The following is a 24,719-nucleotide window of genomic DNA, read 5'->3' as shown; positions in this document are numbered from 1 at the left end:
TCACCCCGGGGCGAACGGCCGCGTCCGCACTCCCTCGCGCGGTCAGCGTCCCACGATCCGCGCATGCCACTGCGTGGCCGACACGTCGGTGAGCGAGGCGACCTGGTCGACGACGACGCGCAGCCGGGCGGCGTCGTCGCCCGCGGCCCGCCAGTCGGCCGCGAACGGCGCCTCGAGCGCGACGGGCGCGCGCTCGAAGAGCACCTCGACCAGGTCGGCGACGATCTCGCGCTGGGCCAGATAGACCGGCTCGCGCTCGCGCGGCGCCATGACGTAGGCGACCGCGACGCCCTTGAGCGCGAGGATCTCCAGCGCGGTCTCGTCCGGGACGATGAGGCGCGCGCCGTACCGGGTGTGCGGGCCGGGCCCGTACTCGGCGCGCGTCGCGGCCTGGGCCGCGCCGCTGAACCGCCCGATGAGCGAGCTCGTGAGGTCCTTGAGCCGGGCCAGGTCACGCCGCGACCCGTCGAAGCCCGAGACCAGCAGCTCCGACTCGCGCAGTCGGGTCAGCGCCGCCTCGACGGCGTCGGCCGTGTGCCAGGCGCCGTACCAGGACTGCACGGCCGCGACGACCCGCGCCCGCTCGTCGGCCGAATCGAGCACGGCCAGGTCCAGGCGCCCGCCGACGACGGCGTCCTCGACGTCGTGCACCGAGTAGGCGATGTCGTCGGCCAGGTCCATGACCTGGGCCTCGATCGAGCGGACTCCGGCCGGGGCGCCCTGCCGCAGCCAGGCGAACACGGGCGCGTCGTCGGGGTAGACGCCGAACTTGGGCGTGGTGCTGCCGTCGGGGCGCCGCGGCCCCTCGCCGAGCGCCCACGGGTATTTGACCGACGCGTCGAGCGAGGCGCGCGTGAGGTTGAGCCCGGCGCCGTCGACCTTGGGCTCCAGGCGCGCGAGCAGGCGCAACGTCTGGGCGTTGCCCTCGAACCCGCCGATGTCGGCGGCCACCTCCGCCAGCGCCCGCTCGCCGTTGTGCCCGAACGGCGGGTGCCCCAGGTCGTGGGTGAGGCACGCGGTGTCCACGAGGTCGGGGTCGCAGCCCAGCGCGCGGCCCATCTCGCGCCCGATCTGGGCGACCTCGAGCGAGTGCGTCAGGCGGGTGCGCACGAAGTCGTCGGTGCCGGGGGTGAGCACCTGCGTCTTGGCGCCCAGGCGGCGCATGGCCGAGGAGTGCACCACGCGCGCCCGGTCGCGCTCGAACGGGGTGCGTGACTTCTGCTTGGGCGGCTCCTTGACGTAGCGCTCGACGTCGGCGTCGCCGTAGGACGGTGTGCCCTCCTCCCCCTCGGCGGGCCGCGGCACGCCACCGACGACGTCGGGGTCGAAGGCGCCCTGCTCGAAGGTCTGCACGCCCAAATGCTACGGGCGTCGCGCGACACGCCGCGCCGCCCGGGCGAGCCGTGGGCGCTGGTCGCGACGCCGATCGGCCAGGGGCGGCCTCGATTCGCGTCCGACGGCGCTGCGGGCCTCGTCGTCCTCCTAGCGTGGCCGCATGCCCCCTCAGCCGTCCGACGCCCCCGCGCCGCGGCGACTCACGCGTCGCATGTCCGCCACCCAACTCATCGCGCTCCTGCTGGCCCTGCTGCTCCTGGCCGGAACCGGTGGCGTGCTCACCGCGGGCCTCATGCTGCCCGCCGCGCACGCGCTGAGGACCGTGACCCACACGTCGCGCGAGATCTTCGACGAGATGCCCACGGTGCTGGAGCGCACGCCGTTGGCGCAGGCGTCGACGGTGTACGCGGCCGACGGGCGGCATCTGGCGACGTTCTTCGCCCAGAACCGCATCGTGGTGCCGCTGGAGGAGATCTCCCCGCATATGCGCAACGCGGTCGTCGCGATCGAGGACGAGCGGTTCTTCGAGCACAACGGGGTCGACACGCGCGCGCTGCTGCGCGCCGCGGTCAACAACACGCTCGGCCGACCCACGCAGGGCGGGTCGACCATCACGCAGCAGTACGTCAAGAACGTGCTCATCGACGTCGCCTATCAGGCCGGCGACCGCGAGGGCGTCGACGCGGCCCGCGACCAGAGCATGGCGCGCAAGGCGCGCGAGGCGCGGCTGGCCATCGAGCTGGAGAACACCCTGTCCAAGGAGGAGATCCTTGAGGGGTACCTCAACATCGCGCAGTTCGGGCGCCGCAGCATCTTCGGCGTCGAGACCGCCGCGCGGTTCTTCTTCAACACCACCGCGTACGAGCTCACGCCCGTCCAGGCCGCGACGATCGCGGGCATCACCAACGCCCCGAGCCGGTTCGACCCGACGGTCAACCCGCGCCTGTCGGAGCAGCGCCGCAACCTGGTGCTCAACCGCATGTGGGCCCAGGGCTTCCTCACCGACGAGGAGCACGACGAGGCCCGCATGACGCCGATCGAGGACACTCTCGACGTGACGCCGGTGCCGGTGGGCTGCCAGGCGGCGGGCGGCGCGGCGTTCTTCTGCGACTTCGTCGTCGCGACGATCCGCAACAGCCCGGAGTTCGGCGAGACTCAGGCCGACCGCCTCGACCTGCTGCACCGCGGCGGGCTGCGGATCACCACGACCCTCGACATGGACATGCAGGCGGCCGCCGTCGAGGAGGTCGTCGCGCACGTGCCCACGGGCAACTCCGCAGGGCTTGAGGCGGCGATCGTCTCCGTCGAGCCGGGCACGGGCAAGATCCGCGCGATGGCGCAGAACACCCCGTTCGACGCCGCGCTCGACCCCGCGCCCGGGACCACCGCGGTGAACTTCTCCGCCGGTCCCGCGCACGGATCCTCCCGCGGGTTCCAGCCGGGCTCGACGTTCAAGCCGTTCCAGCTCGCCGAGTGGCTGCGGCAGGGCGGCACGCTGCACGACACCGTCAACGCCACCCAGGTGCGCCGCCCGCAGAGCGCGTGGACGGCCTCGTGCGCGCAGTTCGGTGGGGCGCCGTGGGGGCCCGGGAACGCGGAGGGGCGCGCGCACGGCAACATCTCGGTGCTGCGCGGGATCTACGCCTCGGTCAACACCGCGTTCGCGACGATGTCGACCGAGATCGACCTTTGCGGGCTGCGCGACACGATGTGGGACATGGGCTTTCGCCCCACGACGCGGCCTGGTCCCCAAGGGCCGGTCACGCTGTTCGACCCCACGCCGGCGGACATCGAGATCACCCCGGCCATGATCATGGGCACGCAGACGACCTCTCCCCTCCAGCTCGCGGCGGCCTACGCGACGCTCGCCTCGGGCGGCGTCTTCTGCGAGCCCATCGCGATCACCCGGGTGGTCGGCCCCGACGGCGCGGACCTGCCGGTCCCGGCGCCGCGGTGCGACCCCGACGCGCTGGAGCCCGAGGTGGCTGCGACCGTCACCTACGCCCTGGAGCACGTCATGACCGACGGCACCGGCCGCAACAGCCGCCTGGCGGGCGGACGCGTCTCGGCCGGCAAGACCGGCACGACGCAGGGCTCGTCGCAGACCTGGTTCGTCGGCTACACCCCGCAGCTCGCGACGGCCGCGTGGGTCGGCGAGGCCTCGGGTGAGACGACCAACTTCAACATCACGGTCAACGGGCGCTTCATCCGCACGCTCTTCGGCTCGACGATCGCCGCGCCCATGTGGCAGTCCTTCATGGACCGGGCGCTGGCCGACGAGCCCCTGCTCACGTTCCCCGCGCCGGATCCGGCGATGGTGGGCACGCCGCGTGTCGTCCAGGCGCCGCCCCCGGCTCCCGTGGCGCCGGCGACACCCGCCCCCGAGGAGCCCGCGCCGCCTGCGGCGCCCGAGGAGCCCGCGCCTGCGGCTCCCGCGCCGACGCCGCAGCCGGCCCCGGAGTCGCCCGAGACGGAGTGAGCCTCGGTCAGGCCAGGCGCCACACGCCCACGGCCGGACCGTCGCCGCCGATCCGGACGCCGTCGGACCCGACGGTGAGCGACGGCGTGCCGACGAGCGAGCCGCCGTAGACCAGCTCGGGCGCCTGTTGCCCCAGCACGGACGGCGGCAGCGTGGCCCCGGCCCACGGACCGCGGGCGACGACCACGAGCAGGCGCTCGTGCGCCGACTCGCGCAGGAAGGCGACGGCGTCGTCGTCGACCACGGCCCAGCGCAGGCCGCCGTCACGCAGTGCGGCGCTGTCGCGGCGCAGGCGCGCCAGCGTGCGGAAGACCTGGTAGGTCCCCAGGTCCCAACGCGGGCCGCCCGTGGCGGCCTGGTCCCACGCCATGGTGGTGCGCGCGTGCTCGCCGTTGGAGCCGACGGCGCCGGTCTCGTCGCCCGCGAACAGCATGGGCGTGCCCGGGTAGGCGAACAGCATCGTCGCGGCGACCTCGACGGTCGCCGCCGAGCCGAGCAGCGTGCGCACGCGCGGGGTGTCGTGCGAGCCGAGGATGTTCCACTGCGCGGCGGCGACCTGCCACGGCACACGCGAGGCGAAGTCGCGCATGGCCGCGACCATGCCGCGGCCCGGGCCGCGCCCGTAGGGCACGGGCAGGCCGAACTGGTCGTAACCGGCCTGCGGGTCGGCGAGCCAGCCCCACACGGGGCGGGAGAACCCGGAGTAGTTCATCGAGGCGTGCCAGCCGTCGCCCGGTAGGTCGCCCGTGTAGTCGTGGAAGTGCTCGGCGATCAGCGCCCCGTCGGCCCGCAGGCCGGTGATGCGCTCGCGCAGGCGCCGCGCCACCTCGTGCGTGCGGTCGGCGGTGGCGTAGCGGCCCGTCATGTTCGCGACGTCGACGCGCCAGCCGTCCAGGTCGTACGGCGCTTGGAGCCATCGCGCGATGACCGAGTCGTCGGCGTCGACCATGCGGCGCCACACCTCGTGGCTCGACCAGTCGAGCTTGGGCAGCGACCGGTGGCCCAGCCAGGACACGTAGGCCGGCGGGTGCGGGTCGATGTCGGCGCCGACGGCGGGCACGTCGCCCGACCCGGCCCACAGGAACATGTCGTGCTCGGGCGAGCCCGGGTCCGTCGCTGCGCGTGTGAACCAGTCGTGGCCCGCGCCCGTGTGGTTGGTGGTGACGTCGCCCATGACGCGCAGCCCGCGCGCGTGCGCCGCGGCCGACAGGCGCGCGAGCGCCGCGTCACCGCCCAGCACCGGGTCGACGGCGTCGAACGTCGAGGCGTCGTACCGGTGGTTCGAGCGGCCAGGGAAGATCGGGGTCAGGTAGAGCGTCGTGACGCCCAGATCCTGAAGGTGGTCGAGGTGCTCGGCGACGCCGTCGAGGTCGCCGCCGTACAGCTGCCGCGCCGTGAGCGGGGCGTGCGGCGCGGGCTCGGTGTCCCACGCCGTCGGCACGGCCCAGTCCGGCGTCTCGCGCCCGTCGGCGCGCGCCGAGCGCGCGAACCGGTCGGGGAACACCTGGTAGACGGCGCCCGCGCCGAGCCAGGCCGGGGCGGGCGGCGCCGTCGTGAGCCGGAAGTCGCCCGTGTCCGGGACGTCGTGGTCCTGTGTGCCCGCCGCGTTGAGCCACCGGTACCCGGCGGGCGCGTCGGGCGCGTCGAGCAGGAACCGGTAGGGCGTCGGCTGGTTGTGCACGACGACGTCGGCGACGTAGGTGTCCTCGTGCTCGCCCGAGTGGTCGAGGCGGGCGGGTGCGACGCGTGGCTCGCCGTCGCGCACGGTGCGCAGCCACACGCCGCGGACCGCGGAGGCGTGCGGGACGCGCACGCGCACCGGGACGCGGTCGCCGACCGCGACGGGCCCGGCCGGCACATAGCCGGCCGAGCCGTCGTGGTGCGGCTGGTCGAGCAGGCTCATCCCTTGACCGACCCAGCGGTGAGGCCGCCGACGATGTACTTCTGCAGGATCAGGAACAGCACCAGGACGGGCAGCGCCGCGACCACGGCGCCGGCCGCGAACAGGCCCCAGTTGGCGTTGAGCTGGTCGGACACCCAGCCGAACAGGCCGACCGCGAGTGTCCAGTTGCCCTGCGACTGCAGGATGATGCGCGCCAGGATGAACTCACCGAACGAGGCGATGAAGCTCAGCAGGCCCACGACGGCCAGGATCGGCGCGACCAGGCGCAGCACGATGGTCCAGTAGATCTGCGAGTGCGTGGCGCCGTCGATCTTCGCGGCCTCGTCGAGCTCGATCGGGATCGTGTTGAAGAACCCGTACATGAGGAACGTGTTGACGCCCAGCGCGCCGCCCAGGTACACGCAGATCAGCGCGAGCTTGCTGTTGAGCCCGAGAACTGGGAACACGTTGCCGAGGGTCATGACCAGCAGGAACACGGCCACGAACGCGAGCATCTGCGGGAACATCTGGATGACCAGCAGCGCCGTGAGGCTCGTGCGGCGGCCCTTGAACCGGAACCGCGAGAACGCATAGGAGGCCGCGGCGCCCATGAGCACCGTGCCGACCGCCGTCGTGATCGAGACGATCAGCGTGTTGCCGAACCACGACCAGAACCGCGTGTCGGCCAGCGCGACGAAGTTGTGCGTGCTGATCGTGCGGAAGAGCTGGTTCGACCCGGTCATGGTGCCGCGCTCGGAGAGCGAGGCGGAGAAGATGAACACGATCGGGAACATCGCGTAGACGACCGCGATGACGCCGACCAGGTGGCGCCAGCCCAGCTCGCGGGCCCAGCGGCCCGGCCTCATCCGGGAGCGCAGCTCCTGGGGCGGCGGGGCGGTGACGCCCTGCGTCGTGACCTGTGTGGTCATCACATGACCTCCTCAAGCTTGCGCGTCTGCCGGAACCCGATCGCGGAGATCGTGCCGACGATGATGAACACGACGATCGACAAGGCGCTCGCGAGGCCGAAGTTGCGTGGCGCGGTGCCGTCCAGGCCGGAGACCGAGTAGACCATCGAGATGAGGATGTCGGTGTGGCCGAGCGGCACCGACACGTCGGTGAACCGTGGCCCACCGCGTGTGAGCATGTAGATCAGCGTGAAGTTGTTGAAGTTGAAGGCGAACGAGCTGATCAGCAGCGGCGCGGTCGAGACCAGCAGCAGCGGCATGGTGATCGAGCGCCACTGGCGCCACTTGCCGGCGCCGTCGACCTTCGCGGCCTCCATCACATCACCGGGCAGCGACTGCAGCGCGCCGGTGCAGATGAGGAACATGTACGGGAACCCGAGCCACAGGTTGACTCCGAGCACCGAGAGCCGCGCCAGCCAGGGGTCGGTCAGCCATCCGATCGAGGCTCCGCCCAACAACACCTGGTTGATGAAGCCGAAGGACCGGTTGAGCATGCCCGACCAGATCAGCGCCGCGAGGAAGCCCGGGATGGCGTACGGGAAGATCATGAGCGTGCGGTAGATCTTGCGGCCCTTGAGCCGTGCGTCGTTGAAGACGATCGCCAGGAACAGGCCGAGCAGGAACGTCGTGGCGACCGAGAGGAACGCGAACGCGATCGTCCACACCAGGATCCGCACGAACGGGCCCGAGTAGCGCGCGTCGGTGAACGCCGTGATGTAGTTCTCGAACCCGACGGAGACCCGCCAGCCGACGTTGAGCGTCGTGCCGTCCTCAGCCTCGAACAGACCGCGGTCGTTGGCGGAGAACACTGTGCCGGTGGTCACGTCGGTCATGGTGCCCGCGTCCTCGTCCCACTCCAGGGAGGACTTGAAGGCGAAGGCGTTGCGGCCGTCGGTGGTGCGGATCGAGCCGTCCTCGGGGTTGTCCGAGACGGGCACCCGCAGCGAGGTCACCTCGGCCTGGTGCTCGGTGACGATCTGCTGGAAGGTCAGGACGCTCCAGCCGGGCACCGACGTGACGGCGCCGCCGTCGTGCGTGGCGTCGTCGACGCGCGCCAGGGGGTCCTCGGAGGTGCCGACGCACACGTCGCCGGGCTGGGCGCCCTCGCAGATCGACACGTCCTGCGCGACGACGGCGAAGCCGAGCTCGCCGTCACGCTCGACGACGGCGATCGGATAGGCCGCCGAACCCTCGACGCGCCGCTCGTTCTGGGCGAGCAGGGCGGTGACGGCCTGCTCCTTGGTCCCGTTGTGGCCGTCGCCGTAGTTGGTGAAGGACACATAGACCGTGTAGCCGACCACGAAGATCTGGAAGACCAACAGGAAGGCGAGCCCCGGGTAGATGTACTTCAGCGGCAGCGCGCGCTTGGAGAAGTAGACATAGTCGGCGGCGACGAGCAGCGCGAGCAGACCCCAGAACAGGCCCATGGCGCCGGAGTTCCAGGTGGCGAGCAGACCGAAGACGCCGAGGGCGTTGATCGCCGCCATGAGGACGAGCTTGACGATGAAGCCGGGTCCGTAGTCGCGGGCGTGCGACGTCCTGAGCCGCTTGCGCTCCGCCTTGTCGAGCTGGGGTGCCGTCGTTGGCATCTGTGCCTCCGCGTGGTCCAGGAGGTCCTGGGGTGTGGGGTCGGGTGGGGGTGGCTGTCACGAGCGGTGGCCCGCAGCCCACGGGCTGCGGGCCACCGTCGGTCGGGCGATGTCAGTCGATCGCGCCCTGGATGTCCGAGACCATCTGGTCCCAAGCGGCGGCCGGGTCGGCGGCCTGGCCGGAGATGATCTGCGCCTGGGTGACGCCCCAGAAGGCCCACACGGACGCCATCTGCGGGATCGACGGCATCGGGACGCCCTCGGCGCCGACGGCGCGGAAGCCGGCCACGATCGGGTCGGCCGAGGCGGCCTCAGCGGCCGCGGTCAGCGCCGGCGGACGGCCGCCGGCCTCGTACAGCGCGGTCTGGACGTCCTCGGTCGCCAGGAAGTTGACGAGGAAGTCGTTGGCGACGAGCGCGTTCTGCGACTGGGCGGACAGGTAGAAGCCCTGCACGCCGACGAACGGAGCGGCGGTCTCGCCACCGGCCGACGGGATCGGGTCGACCGAGATGTTCAGGCCCTCGAAGTTCGACAGGGTCCACGGGCCGCCGATGAGGAACGGCGCCTTGCCGTCGGCGAACGCCTCGTTGGCGATGTCCGACGTGATGTCGACCGACAGGTTGCCCGCCTGGCCCTGCTCGGCCAGCCAGTTGGCGAAGTTGTGGCCGGGCTCGCCGCCGAGCTTGAGGACGGGGTTGTAGGAGCCGTCCTCGTTCTGCTCGAACACCGGGGCGCCGAACGACGTCTGCAGCGGGTAGTAGTGGAACGGGTCGCCCTCGGTGCCGGTCTGGACCAGCACCTTGAACTCGGTGCCCGCGGCGGTGGCCACGGCGATCGCGTCGTCCCACGTCGCCGGAGCCTCGGGCGCGAGGTCGGTGTTGCGGATCAGGGCGATGTTCTCGATCGCGTACGGCAGGCCGAAGACCTGGCCGTCCTGCGTGAACGCCGCGATGGCGACGTCCTCGAAGTCGCCGGCCTTGTCGCCGAGCTCGATCGGCGCGACCACGCCGTTCTGGGTGAGCTCGCCGAGCCAGTCGTGTGCGCCGACGGTGATGTCGGGGCCCTCGCCCGTGGGGACCTGGGCGATGAAGTCGGTGCGGATGTCCTCGAAGTTCTTCTGGACGATCTCGACCTGGGTGCCGGTCTCGGCCGTGAAGGCGTTCGCGGCGTCCTGGACGGGGCCGAGGCGGGTCTCGTCGACCCAGACGGTCAGTGCGCCGGCCGCGGCCGGCGTCTCCGCGGCGGTGTCGTCGGGGGTGGGGGTCGCGTCTCCGGCGTCGCCGTTGCCGCCTCCACAGGCGGTCAGGGCGAGCGTCGCGGCGGCGGCGGCGGTCAAAAGGATGCCACGTCGCATCGGTACTCCAGATGGTGGGGTTCGGTGTTGACTCGAACAACGCTAGGTCCGGCCATCGGGCGGTGCAACATGAGATGCAAAATTGCAGACGCCGTTGCACACATCGCGCCAGCGAGGCAGGATCGACCGGTACCAACCTGCCCGACCACCACGGAACAAGGAGGTCCCGTGTCCACTGACGCCTCCGGCCACGCCCCGATCGCCGACGCCCCTGGGCGCCCCCGACTCGCCGACGTCGCCGCGTACGCAGGCGTCTCGACGGCGACCGTCTCGCGCGTGCTCAACGGCAAGAGCACCGTGTCGAGCGACACCCGCCAGTCCGTGTTGGCCGCGCTCGACGTGCTCGGCTACGAGCGCCCGCGCACCTCGACATCGCGATCCGCCGGGCTGGTGGGTCTGGTGGTCCCGGAGCTCACCAACCCGATCTTCCCGGCGATCGCCCAGGCCGCCGAGTCCCAGCTCGTCAAGGCCGGCTACACCCCGCTGCTGTGCACCCAGTCGCCCGGCGGCACGACCGAGGACGAGTACATCGAGACCCTCGTCGAGCACGGCGTCGACGGCATCGTGTTCGTCTCCGGACTGCACGCCGACACCACCGCGACCACCACGCGGTACCAAAGCCTGCGCGAGCGCGGCCTGCCGGTCGTCCTGGTCGGCGGCTACGCGCGTGACGTCGACGCCCCCCAGGTCGCCACCGACGAGGCCACCGCGACCCGGCTGGCCGTGCGCCACCTGGTCGCCCAGGGCCACCGCAGGATCGGGCTCGCGCTCGGTCCGCGGCGGTTCGTCCCCTCGCAGCGTAAGCGCGCCGGCTTCGTCGGCGGCCTGGTCGAGGCGGGGCTCGCGCGCGACGCCGACGATGCGGCGACGCATGTGGTCTCGACGCTCTACACCGTCGAGGGTGGCCAGGTGGCCGCGAACGAGCTGTTCTCCGGCGGGCACACGGCGCTCGTGTGCGCCTCCGACCTCATGGCGCTCGGCGCCATGCGGGCCGCGCGCTCGCGCGGGCTGCGTGTGCCGGCCGACGTCTCGGTGGTGGGCTACGACGACTCGCCGCTCATGGCCTTCACCGATCCGCCGCTGACGACGGTGCGTCAGCCCGTCGCGACCCTCACCCGTGTCGCGGTGTCCATGCTGCTGTCCGAGATCCGCGGCGAGCGCGTCACGCGCGACGAGCTGCTCGTCGAGCCCGAACTGGTGGTCCGCGCGTCCACCGGCGCGGTCGCCACCCCACCGCACGTCCCGCAAGGAGAGCCATGACGATCGTCCACGCTCCGTTCCCCACCGCCGAGTGGTGGCGAACGGCCGTGATCTACCAGATCTACCCGCGGTCGTTCGCCGATGGGAACGGCGACGGCGTCGGGGACCTGCCCGGCATCACCGCGCGGCTCGACCACCTCGCCGCGCTCGGCGTCGACGCCGTCTGGCTCAGCCCGTTCTACCGCTCGCCGCAGCGCGACGCCGGATACGACGTCGCCGACTACCGCGACGTCGATCCCCTGTTCGGCACGCTCGCCGACGCCGACGCCCTCATCGCGCGCGCGCACGCGCTCGGCCTGCGGGTGCTGGTTGATCTGGTGCCGAACCACACCTCATCCCAGCACGCCTGGTTCCAGGAGGCGCTCGCCGCCGCGCCCGGATCGCCCGAGCGCGCGCGCTACATCTTCCGCGACGGGCGCGGCGAGCACGGAGAGCTGCCGCCCAACAACTGGGCGTCGATCTTCGGCGGGCGGGCGTGGACACGCGTCGCGGACCCGCGCACAGGCGCGCAGACCGGCCAGTGGTACCTGCACCTGTTCGACTCCTCCCAACCCGACCTCGACTGGACCAACCCGCAGGTGCGCGCCGAGTTCGAGGACGTGCTGCGGTTCTGGCTGCGCCGCGGCGTCGACGGCTTCCGGGTCGACGTCGCGCACGGTCTGGTCAAGGCCGAGGGTCTGCCCGATTGGGACGGACAGGTCGCGATGGTCGACGGCGCCGACCCGGGCGCCCCCGAGGACGGCGCCACCGCCGCGACCGACAGCGGTCCGATGTTCGACCAGGACGGCGTGCACGACATCTACCGCGCCTGGCGCCGGGTGCTCGACGAGTTCGACGACGGCGAGCGGCACGCGCGCGCGCTCGTCGCCGAGGCGTGGGTCGAGCCGCTCTCACGCCTCGCGCGGTACGTGCGCGACGACGAGATGCAGCAGGCGTTCAACTTCTCGTTCCTCACCTCGAAGTGGGACGCGGCCCAGTACCGCGCCGTGATCACCGAGTCGCTCACGGCCCTCGACGCCGTCGGCGCGCCCGCCACGTGGGTGCTGTCCAACCACGACGTCGTGCGCCACACGTCCCGGCTCGGGCTGGCCGAGCCGGGCTCACGGCCCAACGGCCTGTTCGCGACCGACCCGCAGCCCGACGAGGCGCTGGGCCTGCGCCGCGCGCGGGCCGCGACGCTGCTCATGCTGGCGCTGCCCGGATCGGCGTACGTCTACCAGGGTGAGGAGCTCGGCCTGCCCGAGCATACGACGCTGCCCGACGACGTCCGCGAGGACCCGGCGTACTTCCGCACCGAGCACGCCGAGGCCGGGCGCGACGGCTGCCGCGTGCCGCTGCCGTGGGAGGCCGGCGCGCCCGGCTTCGGCTTCTCCGCCACCGGCGCGACGTGGCTGCCCCAGCCCTCCGGCTGGGCCGCCTACGCGGCCGACGCGCAGAGCGGCGTCCCCGGATCGACGCTCGAGTTCTACCGTGCCGCGCTACGCGAGCGCCGCGAGCGTGGGCTCGGCGGCAACGGCCTGGCGTGGGTCGACGGCTCCGGGCCTGACGTCGTCGCGTTCCGCACCCTGGGGGCCGACGGGCGCGGCCTCGTCGTGGTGGCCAACCTGGGCTCGACGGCCACGCCGCTGCCCGCGGGGGCGCGCGTCGTGCTGTCGTCGGCGCCTCTGGCGGCCGATGGCGCGCTCCCCGCCGACACGACCGCCTGGATCGAGGCCGAGCGCCCCGCCTGACCTGACCACCCACCACCGCGTGCGGCCGACGATGTCGGCCGCACGCGGTTTTCTCATGCCCCCACACGGCGGGGCTGGGGTGAATCGACAGGTGAACTCTCCCGCCTCTCCCCGAGGCTTCTGAACGCCATACCGCACGATCAACTCGGGAATAGGCAAAGCGCACTGGACGCCAGGTCATCGGCGGTCGTCGACATATCGCGCCGACATTGCCGCGGTCAAAGGAGCCGCGCGATTTCGGCCGGTTCGCTTTGCGCTGCGTTCTCCCCGCGCCGGAATGCGTGGGCGACCGAGACAGGCACAGGGAGGCGCACATGTAGGAGAACGACGCGAGGACGCGTCCCCCATCCGCTCGTCCCACCACACAGATGGAGCAGGAAGTGAAAAGCACAGCACGAGGCGGCATCCGCGCCGCTGGCATCACCTTGACGGCCGCGCTCATCGCGCTCGGCGCGTCCGGAGGACCGGCCCTCGCCGACCCGGCGGAGGGCGGCGGCCCTCAAGGGCGCGCGACGCCCGCGGTGAACCTGATCAACCAGGACTCCGGGTCGCTCACGATCCACAAGTACACGCACCCAGGCGGCGAGATCGGCGATCCCGGTTCGGGGTTGGAGATCGACCCGTTCGCCCCGCCGACCGGCGCCCTGCCGTTGGAAGGCGTCGTGTTCACCGCCGAACAGATCGACCCGGCGACGTACGACCTGAAGACCAACGCAGGCTGGTCCGCGGTCGCGGGCCTCACGCCACAGAAGATCGCGAATGACCAGATCCCTCTCGAGGCTCCCGTCTCAAGCGCCGAGACCAACTCGGAAGGCTGGGCGAAGATCGCGAATCTTCCTGTCGGCGCGTATCTGATCACCGAGACCGAGTACCCGTCTGGGACCACACCGCTGCCGCCCTTCATCGTCACCGTGCCGGTGACGGACCCGGGCACAGCCGCCACGCCCGACACGCCGGGAACCCCCGCGAAGTGGGTGTACGACGTCCACGTCTACCCGAAGAACCCGCAGACCAACGCCTCCAAGACCGTGTCTGACGCCGACAGCGCCAAGAAGGGCGACGCTGTCGTCTGGACCATCCTCGGCGACATTCCGGAGACCAACACCGTCGCAGAGGGCGCCAAGATCGACGGCTACCGGATCGTCGACGTTCTGGACTCCCGGCTCACCTACGGCACGTATGTCCCGGGGGAGACTCCCAGCGTCGACGACACCGACGCCACGACGGTCTCGCTCACCACGGACCCCGAGACGGTGCTGTCAGCGGGCGTCGACTACACGCTCTCGGTGGAGGCGGACGACACGGACTCTAAGGCCACCAAGGTCCAGGTGACCTTCACCCCGGCCGGGCTCGAGAAGCTGGAGCAGAACACCGACAGGCAGGTCAAGGTCGTCATCACGACCTTCGTCAACGCCTCCGGTGACGACGTCACTGACCCCACCGCCAGCGGCATCATCAGCAACCAGGCGTCCATCTACCCGAACGCCGCCGCCATCGAGGGCGAGGTGGAGCCGGTGACCACCGAGAAGGTCGTGACGAAGTGGGGCAACGTCTCCATCCTGAAGCAGGACGCAGAGGAGCAGACCGCCCTTCCGGGTGCGACGTTCGCGATCTACGCCACGAAGGACGACGCGGAGAACGACCAGCGCCGCATCGACACCCAGAAGACGGGCGACGACGGCCTCGCCCACTTCACGGTCCTGCGCTACTCCGGGTGGGCCGACGGCGCCGAGACGACCGCGAAGCAGACGTACTGGATCGCTGAGATCGCAGCGCCGGACGGGTACTCGCTCAACGCGACGCCGGTCGAGGTCGAGGTCGACGACGCAGACGCCAAGTACGACGTCACGATGGACAACGCCAAGAAGTTCGTGCTCCCGAAGACCGGTGGCGCGGGCACCCTCGCGCTGACCGCCGCGGGCGCGCTGCTGATCTCCGCGGCCGTGCTCCAGGTGATCCGCCGTCGCCGCCGCGAGACCGTCGAGAGCTGACGTTCTCGTCCCGACCGGGCCCCGTCGCTCGGTCACTCCCCCGGTGCGGGGGACGGGCCCACCCGTCCCCCGCACCGCCGCACCCCGACCGGGAGCGCAACGTGGCAGCACATGTCCTCCGCAAGCCCCGCCCACCGTCGCACACCCGTCGCGCGCAGCCTCGATCCGCGCCGCCTACCCCTCCGCGGACCCGGCGCCGCGGGCGCACCCACCGTGCGTTCGTGCTGATCCTCGCGGTCCTGGGCGTCGGCGTGCTGCAGTACCCGAGCGCGGTGAGCTGGTTCACCGCCCACGTCCAGGCGTCACAGGTCACCGGCTACAGCGAGGAGGTCGACCGGCTCCCGCTCGCCGTGAGAGAGGCTGAGCTCTCCGATGCGGTGGAGTACAACTCTCACCTGCCCGGCTCGCCCCTGGGCGACCCCTACAACCCCGGTCCCGAGGCGAACCCCTCCGTCGAGGGCGTCGCGCAGTACTTCGACACGCTCGCCTCGACCTCGGCGATGGCCCGCCTGCGCATCCCGACGATCGGCGTCGACCTGCCGATCTACCACGGCACCGGCGACGAGGCGCTCTCACACGGCGTCGGCCACATGTTCGGCTCGTCGCTGCCCGTCGGTGGCGCGGGAACCCACGCCGTCCTCGCCGCGCACTCCGGGCTCGTGAACGCCAAGATGTTCGACGACCTGCACAAGCTCCAGACCGGCGACCGCTTCACCGTCATCGTCCTCGGCGAGATCCTGACCTATGAGGTCGACCAGATCCTCGTCGTCACCCCCAACGACACCGAAGCGCTGCGCGCCGAAGCGGAGCGCGACTACATCACCCTCGTCACCTGCACGCCCATCGGCGTCAACTCCCACCGGGTGCTCGTGCGCGGCGAGCGCATCGCGACCAATGCCGCCGCCAGCGGGTCGCTCGCCGTCCCCGAGGCAGGCCAGCGTCCGGGCTTCCCGTGGTGGGCCGTGATCATCGTCGGCGTGCCGTCGGCGTTCGCCCTCGCGCTCCGCCCGCGGCGCTCGTCGCGCCCACCGCGCCAGCCCGCACCACACCGAGTCGCGCAGCACACGCCCGCGCCGCCCGCACCCACGCAGCCCCCGCTCGCGCAGCCCGCACCCCCGCAGCCCGCACCCATGCAGACCCCGCCCCCGCGTCGCCCATTCGGGCGGCACCTGCCCGAGCAACCCGCGCCCGCACCGCTCCCGGCGCAGCCCTGCGGACGTCACTGCGCCACCACCGAGGAGCGCCGCCCGCAGCCGCGTCCCGCGCGGCGCGCCGCCCGTGTCCCGCTCTGGCGGCGAGTCCTGCGCGCCCTTCGTGTCGGGCGCCGCCAGTGCCGCCACGGCGCCTCGCGTCAGCCGCCCGAGACGCTCAGCTCGGCCTCTCGCAGCTTGGCCTCCCACGCGGCGTCGAGCTCGCGCGAGTCCAGCCACCCGTAGGGTAGGTGCGGCGTCTTCGGCGTCCCGGCCCGCCCGCGCTGCCCCTCGGCGGCCTCGCCCGGGTAGGGGGCGTCGCCCAGCGCGTCGAGCCGCTCACGCAGCTGCGCCAGCGTCGAGACCAGCGCGAGCGCGTGCCTCGCCTCACCGCCGACGGCGTAGCCCTTGAGGTACCAGGCCATGTGCTTGCGCAGGTCGCGCATGGCCTTGCCCTCGGCCTCGGCCGCGTGCGCGGCCGTGTCGCCGTCCCGGTAGTAGTCGATCATCAGCTCGCCGTGCCGGTAGACGGTCTGGGCGACCTGCGCCAGCGTGGGGCGCACGCGCACGGTCTCCCCGTGGAATGCGGCGGCCAGGTCGGCGAACAGCCACGGCCGCCCCTGGCAGCCGCGCCCGACGACGACGCCGTCCGCCCCGGTCTCGCGCACCATGCGCAGCGCGTCGTCGCCGGACCAGATGTCGCCGTTGCCCAGCACGGGGATGGAGGTCACCGTCTCCTTCAGACGCGCGATCGACGGCCAGCGGGCCGCGCCCGAGTAGTGCTGGGCGACGGTGCGCGCGTGCAGCGCGACGGCCGCGACGCCCAGCCCCTCGGCGATCGCCCCCGCCTCCAGGTACGTCAGGTGATCGTCGTCGATGCCCTCGCGCATCTTGACCGTCACCGGCACCCCGTACGGCGTCGCCGCCTCGACGGCGGCGCGCACGATGTCGGTGAACAGCGTCCGCTTCCACGGCAGCGCGCCGCCGCCGCCCTTGCGCGTCACCTTGGGCACCGGGCAGCCGAAGTTGAGGTCGACGTGGTCGGCGCGATCCTCGCTCGCGATGATCCGCACGGCGGCGCCGACGGTCGCCGGGTCGACGCCGTAGACCTGCGCCGAGCGCGGCGTCTCGTCGTCGCCGAACGTCACGATGCGCAGCGCCTCGGTGTTGCGCTCGACGAGCGCGCGCGAGGTGACCATCTCGGCGACGTACAGGCCGGGGTGGTGGCCGGTCGAGGCGCCGGCCTCGCGGCACAGCGAGCGGAACGCCCGGTTGGTGACGCCCGCCATGGGCGCCAGCACCACGGGCGTGTCCACCGTGATCGGCCCGAGCCGCAGCGGCGGCAGGACGCGCTGGAGCGTCGCGGAGGCGGTGGGGTTCATGACCCCTATTGTCCCATCGGCGCGGGAACCCTCACAGCCAGCCGTTGTCGCGTGCGAGGCGCACGGCCTCGGCCCGGGTACGGGCCCCGGTCTTGCCGATGGCCGCAGACAGGTAGTTGCGCACCGTCCCCTCCGACAGGAACGCCGATCGCGCGATCTGGGCGACCGTGTCACCGCCCTCGGCCAGCCGCAGCACGTCGCGCTCACGGTCGGTCAGCGGGCTGTCGCCGACCGTGAGCGACTGCACCGCGAGGTCCGGGTCGACGACGCGCAGGCCCGCGTGCACGCGCCGCACCGCGTCGGCGAGCTGCTCGGCCGGGGTGTCCTTGACCACGAACCCGGCCGCGCCGGCGTCGAGCGCGCGGCGCAGGTAGCCGGGACGCCCGAACGTCGTGACGATGAGCGAGCGGCACCCGGGCGCCTGCGCGCGCAGCGCGGCGGCGGCCGCGATGCCGTCGAGGCCGGGCATCTCGACGTCGAGCAGCGCGACGTCGGCGCGTGAGGCGAGCGCCGCGGCGACGACCTCGTCTCCGCGGCCCACCTGCGCGACGACCGTCAGGTCGGACTCCAGGTCGAGCAGCGCGGCGAGAGCGCCGCGCACGAGGGCCTGGTCGTCGGCCAGCAGCAGGCGGATCACGAGGCGATCCTGCCATCGCCTGCGAACGTGACGGCGAGGCGGAAGCCGCCGAGCGGGCTGCGGCCCGTGGTGAGCGTCGCGCCGGCCGCGCGGGCGCGTTCGGCCAGGCCGCGCAGGCCGTTGCCGTCGTCTCCCCCACCAGTCGCCGCGTCCGGGCCCCGTCCGTCGTCGTCCACCGTGACGCCCGTGTTCTCAAGCGTGACGACGACCTGGCGGGCGGCAGCGTGCCGCAGCACGTTGGTGGCCGCCTCGCGCAGCGCCCACGCGAACAGCGTCTGCCGCTCGGGCGCCACGGCGTCCACCGCGCCGGGCAGCCGCGCCTCGATGCCCGCCGCGTCGAACGCCGCACGGGCGGCGGCCAGCTCACCGGGCAGCGTCACGGCCCGTGCGCCCGCGACCATGCCGCGCACGTCCGCGAGCGCCGACCGTGTCAGCCGCTGGATGTCGGCGAGCTCGTGGGCCGCGCGGTCTGTGTCCTCCCGCAGCAGGCGCGCGGCGAGCTCGGCCTTGACGGAGACGACGGTGAGCGAGTGCCCGACGACGTCGTGCACGTCGCGGGCCAGGCGCTCGCGCTCCTGGCCTGCGGCGAGCGTGGCGACCTCCTCCTGGGCGACGACGAGCTGGCGGTTGCGCGCGACGAGCTGGGTGAAGCCGAAGACGGCGAGCCCGGCCAGCACGGCCGACAGCGCGGTCGAGTCCTCGGCCTGCCACCCGGGGACCAACCGCGGCACGGCCAGGAGCGCCACGACGATGGCGCCGACCACGATGAGCGCGGCCTGACGGCGCAGCAGGAACACCGACGTGACACCCACGAAGACCAGCCCGACCAGTCCGTGCTGCTGGGCGGCGAGCGTGGTCAGGGCCACGAGCGCCGTCTGCACCGCCAGGACGCCCACGACGACGCGGGTCGGCGCGTCCCGGAAGCGCAGCGCGAAGATGGACACGCCGTACAGCACGCCCACCCCGAGCACCCCGGCGACGCCGACCACGCGCGCCCCGGGCGACGGCGCGTCGAGCGAGGCGGTCAGCGGCTCGGCGAGGAACACGACCCACACCAACCCGAGCAGCGGCCCGAACCGCCGCCACGGTCCGGGGCGGGCGCTGGCGAGGGCCTGGTTCGTCACGTGCACACGCTCGCACAGTCCGGTCAGCGCGTCAGACACGCGCCGTGTCGCGCCGGAACCGCCACGCGGCGCCGGCGCCGAACACGGCGGCCCAGCCGACGACGTTGACGACGGCCACCCAGGAGAAGTCGCCGCCGAGCGGCCAGCGCACCAGCTCGGCCATCCCGTACGTCGGGGTGAGCTGGGCGATGGCGTGGAAGACCGAGCCGTCGTCGATCGGCACGAACAGGCCGCCCGCGAAGGCCAGGAGCGCCGTGATCGGCCCGAGCACCTGCATGACGTTCTCGGTCGGCAGCAGGTAGCCCATGAACAGGCCGAACGCGGCGAACACGACCGACCCGCCCCACGCGAGCAGCGCGCATCCGGCCCACGCCCCGGCGCTCATCTGCGCGTGCGCGAACGCCGCGACGGCGAGCGTGACGGCGACCGACACGGCGCCCAGCGCCATCGCGCTGCCCACCTTGGTCACCAGGTACGCGGCGGGCCGCAGCGGGGTCACACGCAACTGCCGTGTCCAGCCCTGGGCGCGCTCGACCGACACGCTCGCGCCGCCCGAGACGGCCGCGAGCATGGCCCCGTACAGCGCCATCGAGACGGCGACGTACGCCGTGACGTTCGCGTGCGGGCCGACCATCTGCGCGCGGTAGTCCGCGTTGGTTCCGAAGATGAGGAAGAACACCGGCGGCATGACCAGCGAGAAGACCATCGTGCGCCGGTTGCGGACCAGGCGGCGCAACTCGACGCGCAGGTACCGGACGTTGACGAGGGATCCCGGCCCGCGTGGCGGGACCGGGCGGGCCGGCCGCGCCGTTTCGACGGCGGCCGGGGCGGCCGTGCTCGTGGTGGCGCTCATCGCGCGCTCCCTTCGGACGTGAGGGCGACAAACGCGTCCTCCAGGTTGTGCGCGGCGATCTCGACGTCCCGCGCGGCGGTGTGGTTGAGCAGGTGGCGCGCGACGGCGTCGGAGTCCGTGGCGCGCACGAGCAGGCGCGCGCCGCGCTGTTCGACCGCCTCGACGCCGGCCAGCGCGGCGACCTGGGTCGCGGCGGCGGCGCGCGCGGCGTCGTCGTCGAGCAGGGCCGAGACCATGCGGCCCGAGGCGAGCGCCTTGACCTCGGCGGCCGAGCCGTCGGGGACGACACGCCCGCGGCTGACCATGACGACGCGGTCGGCGTACGCGTCGGCCTCGTCGAGATAGTGCGTGGCGAACACGACGGTGCGCCCGCGCGCGGCGTCGGCGCGGATCGCCGCCCAGAACTCGCGGCGACCCTCGACGTCCATGCCCGTCGTGGGCTCGTCGAGGACCAGCAGGTCGGGGTCGGGCACCAGCGCCATCGCGAACCGTAGGCGCTGCTGCTGGCCGCCCGAGCACTTGGCGACGAGGCGGTCGGCGAGGTCGGCGATGCCGGCCCGCTCCAGGTAGGCGGTGGGGTCGACGTCGCGGCCGAACAGCGCTCCCGTCAGGCCCACGGTCTCAGCGACGGTGAGGTCGCGCAGCAGACCGCCGGTCTGCATCACGGCCGCGACGCGGCCGGCGGCCACGGCGGCCTCGGGCGTGGAGCCGAGCACCTGGACGGTCCCGGACGTCGGGGCGGTCAGCCCCAGGACCATGTCGATGGTGGTGGTCTTGCCGGCGCCGTTGGGGCCGAGGAACGCGACGACCTCGCCTGGCTCGATCCTCAGGTCGAGCCCGTCGACCGCGCGGATGGGCGCCGCGGGGGCGCCGAACTCCTTGACCAGCCCGCGCAGTTCGAGCGCGGGGACTGCTGACGTGTGCATACCGGCGATCTTCCCCGTCCGGCCCGCGCGACGGCGCCGCCGCCTGTCACCGCCTCACCATGACATCCGTCATCCCCACCCGGTGGTTGAGCCCCGTCGAAACCACCCCAAGCCGCCCTCTCGCTCAAGGCGCCCGCACGGCCTCCGGGGTTATCCACAGGCTTGTTCCCGACGCGCACCCGGGCCGCTACCTTGGCGCCTGTTTCGGCCGGTCGACGAGGGGACTACGCGAATGCCTCACCGCACGCCTCCAGGAGCCGCCATGCTCGCGGCAGTCGCGATGATGGTCGCGGCGGGTTGCACCTCCGACGCCGGCACGCCCCTCGCGGGACCGCACTCCAGCGCCCCCGCATCGGCGTCCGCGCCGGAGCCGAGCCCGACGCCGTCACGAGTCGTGGTCAAGCCCACGCGCCCCGACGCGATGGACGACGACGGGCCCGCAGGCGCCGAGGCGGCGGCCGTGTACTTCTTGGCGTTGGACCCCTACATGCAGGCGACCGGAGATACCGCCGAGTTCGAGGCGATGTCCCATGACGTGTGCACCTTTTGTTCTGCGCGGATTGATCAGGCCAAGATGATCATGGAGATGGGCGACGTATTCACTGGAGGAGAGATCGTCGTCGATATTCTGCACACGTACCGACAGGACGTTCCGACCGGAATCTGGCCGATCGACATTGAGGTGAGAGAGGAACGCTCGACGATTATGACGCCTGACGGCGTGCTGGCGTTCGAGAACGATGCGGGGACAAATCTCGCACGGGTCGAAGTGGCGCGACGAGAAGGACGCTGGGTTGTCATCAACGTCGCGAATGCTCCGGGTCAATGAGAGCATTACTTCAACTCGGCCTGGGACTCTCTGCCGCGTTGTCGCTGTCCGCGGCACCTCACAGCGACCGAGACTACGGCTCGCAGGCAGACGACGAGGCAAAGTCAATCACGGTCTCGGCGGAGGGTTCTGCGTGGGAGTCGTCGGGCGGTGGTCGCACGGAGAAGGAGCAGGAGTTGGCGTCGGAGGTGTTCTTCCGGGCGGACGCGACCTATTGCGCGCTCGCCTCTGCGGGGTCGGACTGGATCGAGTCGTCCCCGAGCGGCCCGTGTGGCGAGGACGCCTTGTATGAGTTCACGCTTCCGCCCTGCCCGGACGGGTCCTACGAGCTCGCCCCCTTGTGGGTCCAACGCCTGCGGCCGGACGGGACGTACGGATCGGCCGAGCTGGTCTCGGGACGTCAGTGCGTGACCGTCGCGGACCTGCGGGCCGAGGCCCGTCGGGAGTTCGCGACCCTGCACGTGCCCACCCCCGACTTGACCTTGCAGACCGCGTCCCCGACCCTGCTGATCAACGCCTGGTACCCCGCCCACACCACCGCCACCCCCATCACGCGCGAGACCACCCTGCTCGGCGTGCCCGTCCAAGTCCGCGCGGTCCCGGTCGAGTTCGTGTGGGACTTCGACGACCCGTTCTCCCCCACTGGACCCACCCTGACCACCACCGACCCCGGCAGGGCGTGGACCCCCGGCGACGACGACGTCGACCACACCTGGATCGCGCACGCCTGGACCCGCCTAGGCGACCCCCACACCCCCACCGGCAAGAACGCCGAAACCCACCGCGCCGCCAACGGCGCCAAATACCGCACCAACGTCACCATCACCCTGACCACCACCTGGCAAGGCCAATACCGCATCCTCGGCGCCCCCACCTGGACCACCATCCCCGACACCCTCACCACCACCAGCCCCGCCGGGACCTACACCCTCACCGAGGCCCGCACCCACCTGTACTGCGACACCCTCAACGGGGACACCACCTGCTGACGACTCAGAGGGCGCGGGCGCGCGAGTTGTGCCCCGTTCGCCGCGGGCTCGTCTCGCCGGGCTGGTTTCGACAAGCTCAACCACCGGGGGCGGGGTGGTTGTTTGAGGCCACTACTCGTGCGAGAGTAGTCGCGTGTCAACCATCAGACTCTTCATCCTCGACTCGCTCGCCCGCCACGGCCCCATGCACGGCCACCAGATGCGCGCGCTGGCCGAGCAGGAGCACATCGACGAGTGGACTGACATCACCGTCGGCGGGCTGTACGGCGCGCTCAAGCGCCTTGAGGCCGAGGGCCTTGTGCGGGCCGTGCGCACCGAGCGTGAGGGCAACTACCCGCGGCGGCGGGTGCTCGACGTCACCGACGCCGGACGCGCCGCCCTGGCCGAGCTGCACGCGCAGGCGCTCACCGCCGTCGGGCTCCGCCCCGACCCCGCCGACTACCCCCTGGCCCGACCCCAGCCCGACCGCCTCGCGGACCTGGAGGCGGTCGTCAACGACCGCCTCACCCAACTGCGCGCACTCGCCGCGGCGCACGAGCGCCAGATGCTGGCCATCGACCAGTACCTCACCGTCGCCGAGCGCGTCACGCTGAGCCACACGACCGACCGGCTCCAGGCCGAGATCGTCTTCCACGAGCGGCTGCTGGCCGCTGTCCCCGAGATCGTCGCCGACGAGCTCTCCCGGAAGGACCCCCATGACTGACTTCGCCACGGCGTCTCCGTTCGCCGTGCCCCGCCGCACCTGGATCTCACTGTCGGTGCTGCTGCTCGGCGTCGCGATGGCGCTGCTCGACACGACGGTCGTCAACGTCGCCCTGCCCACGATCCGCACCAGCCTCGACGCGTCCGAGTCGACGCTGTCGTGGATCATCTCGGGCTACGCGCTCGCGTTCGGCCTCGCGCTCATCCCCGCCGGGCGCATCGGCGACCGGTTCGGGCACACGTGGGTGTTCATCGCGGGCCTGGCCGGGTTCACGCTCGCGAGCATGTGGTGCGGCCTGGCGACCGGGCCGACCGAGCTCATCGTCGCGCGTGTGGTCCAAGGCCTGGCGGGCGGCGCGTTCTTCCCCGCCGTGACCGCTCTCATCCAACTGCTCTTCCCCGGACCGTTGCGCGGGCGCGCGTTCGCCGTCATGGGCGCGACGATCGGCTTCTCGACGGCGCTCGGGCCCATCGTGGGCGGCCTGCTGATCGAGGCGTTCGGCGCCGGTGACGGCTGGCGCAGCATCTTCTTCGTCAACCTACCGCTCGGCGTCATCGCCGTCACCGCGGCGATCGTGCTGCTGCCGCGCCTGGTCGCCGGCTCCGATGCGCGCGGCGTCGACGCGCTCGGCCTGGGCCTGTTGGCCGCCAGCCTCGTCGCGATCCTCGTGCCGCTCATCCAGGGCGAGGACGCCGGCTGGCCGCTGTGGACCTGGCTGTCGATCGTCGGGGGCGTGGCGCTCATGGCGCTGTTCGGGGCTTGGGAGGTCGCCGTCGTGCGCCGCGGACAGACTCCGCTCGTGCCGCCTCGCCTGTTCGCGCACGGGCACTTCACCGGCGGCGTCATCCTCGCGATGGTCTACTTCGCGGCGTTCACCAGCATCTTCTTCACCATCTCGATCCTGTGGCAGGCCGGGCTCGGCCACACCGCCCTCGAGTCGGGCCTCGTCTCGATCCCGTTCGCGATCGGCTCGATCCTCGGCGCCTCGCAGAGCGCGCGCCTCGCCGCGCGCCTGGGCCGCACCGTCCTGATCGTGGGCACCGGACTGGTGGCGCTCGGGCTCGTCGCGGTGTGGGTCATCCTGGCGGCGGTCGCCCCCGCCGACCTCACCCACTGGATCCTGCTGCCCCCGCTGCTGGTCGCCGGCATCGGCTCGGGCATGTTCATCGCCCCCAACGCGCAGTTCATCGTGGCGACCGTGGACCGGTCGGAGGCGGGCGCGGCTTCGGGCGTGGTCGGGACGGCGCAGCGCATCGGATCGGCGGCGGGCATCGCCGTCATCGGCTCGGTGCTGTTCGGAGCGATCGACCTGCCGCCCGGGCAGCCGACGCCCGCGGCGCTCGCCGACACGTTCGCGCACGCGGCGGCGATGGCGATGGCCGTCTCGGCGGCCCTGGCCGTCCTGGCCTTCGCCCTGGTCTTCGCGCTCCCCCGCCAGGTCGAGCACTGACGCCGCGAGGGGGCGGGCTCACCACGTGAGCCCGCCCCCTCGCCTCAG

The 24,719-nt window shown here is 72.4% G+C and carries 19 protein-coding genes; 9 read left to right on the top strand and 10 right to left on the bottom strand.

The annotated features are described in order from the left end of the window. Positions 1 to 42 precede the first annotated feature (42 nt). Positions 43 to 1,305 (bottom strand): deoxyguanosinetriphosphate triphosphohydrolase, encoded by a 1,263-nt coding sequence (locus EV386_RS02800; RefSeq protein ID WP_242608046.1) that lies wholly within the window; start codon positions 1,303 to 1,305, stop codon positions 43 to 45. 190 nt (positions 1,306 to 1,495) lie between these two features. Between EV386_RS02800 and EV386_RS02795 the strand changes: the two genes are divergently transcribed. Next, a complete protein-coding gene (locus tag EV386_RS02795; protein WP_130412124.1) occupies positions 1,496 to 3,814 on the top strand; it encodes a transglycosylase domain-containing protein in 2,319 nt (772 codons plus the stop codon). 7 nt (positions 3,815 to 3,821) lie between these two features. On the opposite strand, the gene EV386_RS02790 is transcribed toward EV386_RS02795, so the two are convergent. The 4 genes from EV386_RS02790 to EV386_RS02775 form a co-directional block, all read right to left on the bottom strand. Beyond that, positions 3,822 to 5,717: a glycoside hydrolase family 13 protein gene (locus tag EV386_RS02790; protein ID WP_130412121.1), complete on the bottom strand. Its 1,896-nt coding sequence runs from the start codon at positions 5,715 to 5,717 to the stop codon at positions 3,822 to 3,824. Next, the gene (locus EV386_RS02785) at positions 5,714 to 6,625 is read right to left on the bottom strand and encodes a sugar ABC transporter permease (RefSeq protein WP_130412119.1); all 912 of its coding nucleotides are present in this window, start codon (positions 6,623 to 6,625) and stop codon (positions 5,714 to 5,716) included. Before EV386_RS02785 ends, EV386_RS02790 begins: the two co-directional genes overlap by 4 nt. Then, the gene (locus EV386_RS02780) at positions 6,625 to 8,253 is read right to left on the bottom strand and encodes an ABC transporter permease subunit (protein ID WP_130412117.1); all 1,629 of its coding nucleotides are present in this window, start codon (positions 8,251 to 8,253) and stop codon (positions 6,625 to 6,627) included. Before EV386_RS02780 ends, EV386_RS02785 begins: the two co-directional genes overlap by 1 nt. 112 nt (positions 8,254 to 8,365) lie before the next feature. Further along, entirely contained in the window at positions 8,366 to 9,607 is a 1,242-nt protein-coding gene (locus tag EV386_RS02775) for a sugar ABC transporter substrate-binding protein (RefSeq protein WP_130412115.1), read from the bottom strand. Positions 9,608 to 9,775: 168 nt separating this feature from the next. Between EV386_RS02775 and EV386_RS02770 the strand changes: the two genes are divergently transcribed. From EV386_RS02770 to EV386_RS02755, 4 genes are all read left to right on the top strand, one after another. Beyond that, entirely contained in the window at positions 9,776 to 10,867 is a 1,092-nt protein-coding gene (locus EV386_RS02770) for a LacI family DNA-binding transcriptional regulator (protein WP_242607807.1), read from the top strand. Further along, on the top strand, positions 10,864 to 12,597 hold the full coding sequence (locus tag EV386_RS02765; protein ID WP_130412111.1) for a glycoside hydrolase family 13 protein: 1,734 nt from the start codon (positions 10,864 to 10,866) through the stop codon (positions 12,595 to 12,597). Before EV386_RS02770 ends, EV386_RS02765 begins: the two co-directional genes overlap by 4 nt. 380 nt (positions 12,598 to 12,977) lie before the next feature. Beyond that, a complete protein-coding gene (locus EV386_RS02760) occupies positions 12,978 to 14,588 on the top strand; it encodes a SpaH/EbpB family LPXTG-anchored major pilin (protein ID WP_130412109.1) in 1,611 nt (536 codons plus the stop codon). Between the two features lie 221 nt (positions 14,589 to 14,809). Beyond that, positions 14,810 to 16,024, top strand: coding sequence for a class C sortase (locus EV386_RS02755; RefSeq protein WP_165399814.1), 1,215 nt, complete (start codon positions 14,810 to 14,812; stop codon positions 16,022 to 16,024). Here EV386_RS02755 and dusB read toward each other — a convergent pair. Genes dusB through EV386_RS02730 form a run of 5 tightly spaced genes read right to left on the bottom strand, consistent with a single transcriptional unit; the run spans position 15,940 to position 20,700 of the window. Further along, a complete protein-coding gene (gene dusB / locus EV386_RS02750) occupies positions 15,940 to 17,160 on the bottom strand; it encodes a tRNA dihydrouridine synthase DusB (RefSeq protein WP_130412105.1) in 1,221 nt (406 codons plus the stop codon). The genes EV386_RS02755 and dusB overlap by 85 nt on opposite strands. Positions 17,161 to 17,191: 31 nt before the next feature. Continuing rightward, complete coding sequence (locus tag EV386_RS02745; RefSeq protein WP_130412103.1) at positions 17,192 to 17,797, bottom strand: response regulator transcription factor; 606 nt, start codon at positions 17,795 to 17,797, stop codon at positions 17,192 to 17,194. Next, positions 17,794 to 18,921 (bottom strand): sensor histidine kinase, encoded by a 1,128-nt coding sequence (locus tag EV386_RS02740; protein ID WP_165399813.1) that lies wholly within the window; start codon positions 18,919 to 18,921, stop codon positions 17,794 to 17,796. Before EV386_RS02740 ends, EV386_RS02745 begins: the two co-directional genes overlap by 4 nt. A 31-nt stretch (positions 18,922 to 18,952) precedes the next feature. After that, positions 18,953 to 19,774, bottom strand: coding sequence for an ABC transporter permease (locus tag EV386_RS02735; protein WP_130412099.1), 822 nt, complete (start codon positions 19,772 to 19,774; stop codon positions 18,953 to 18,955). Next, entirely contained in the window at positions 19,771 to 20,700 is a 930-nt protein-coding gene (locus EV386_RS02730) for an ABC transporter ATP-binding protein (RefSeq protein WP_130412097.1), read from the bottom strand. The genes EV386_RS02735 and EV386_RS02730 overlap by 4 nt, the downstream gene beginning before the upstream one ends. Positions 20,701 to 20,962: 262 nt before the next feature. On the opposite strand from EV386_RS02730, the gene EV386_RS02725 reads away from it, so the two are divergent. From EV386_RS02725 to EV386_RS02710, 4 genes are all read left to right on the top strand, one after another. Further along, entirely contained in the window at positions 20,963 to 21,529 is a 567-nt protein-coding gene (locus EV386_RS02725) for a DUF6318 family protein (RefSeq protein ID WP_130412095.1), read from the top strand. Between the two features lie 176 nt (positions 21,530 to 21,705). After that, positions 21,706 to 22,518: a hypothetical protein gene (locus EV386_RS02720; protein ID WP_130412093.1), complete on the top strand. Its 813-nt coding sequence runs from the start codon at positions 21,706 to 21,708 to the stop codon at positions 22,516 to 22,518. Between the two features lie 133 nt (positions 22,519 to 22,651). Beyond that, complete coding sequence (locus tag EV386_RS02715) at positions 22,652 to 23,221, top strand: PadR family transcriptional regulator (protein ID WP_130412091.1); 570 nt, start codon at positions 22,652 to 22,654, stop codon at positions 23,219 to 23,221. Next, the gene (locus EV386_RS02710; RefSeq protein ID WP_130412089.1) at positions 23,214 to 24,671 is read left to right on the top strand and encodes an MFS transporter; all 1,458 of its coding nucleotides are present in this window, start codon (positions 23,214 to 23,216) and stop codon (positions 24,669 to 24,671) included. Before EV386_RS02715 ends, EV386_RS02710 begins: the two co-directional genes overlap by 8 nt. The last annotated feature ends 48 nt before the right edge of the window (positions 24,672 to 24,719 follow it).

Origin of the sequence: Xylanimonas ulmi, assembly GCF_004216535.1 — a bacterium.
Taxonomy (GTDB): domain Bacteria; phylum Actinomycetota; class Actinomycetes; order Actinomycetales; family Cellulomonadaceae; genus Xylanimonas; species Xylanimonas ulmi.
Note: the sequence above shows the minus strand (reverse complement) of the source record. Positions and strands in the feature narration are given on the sequence as shown.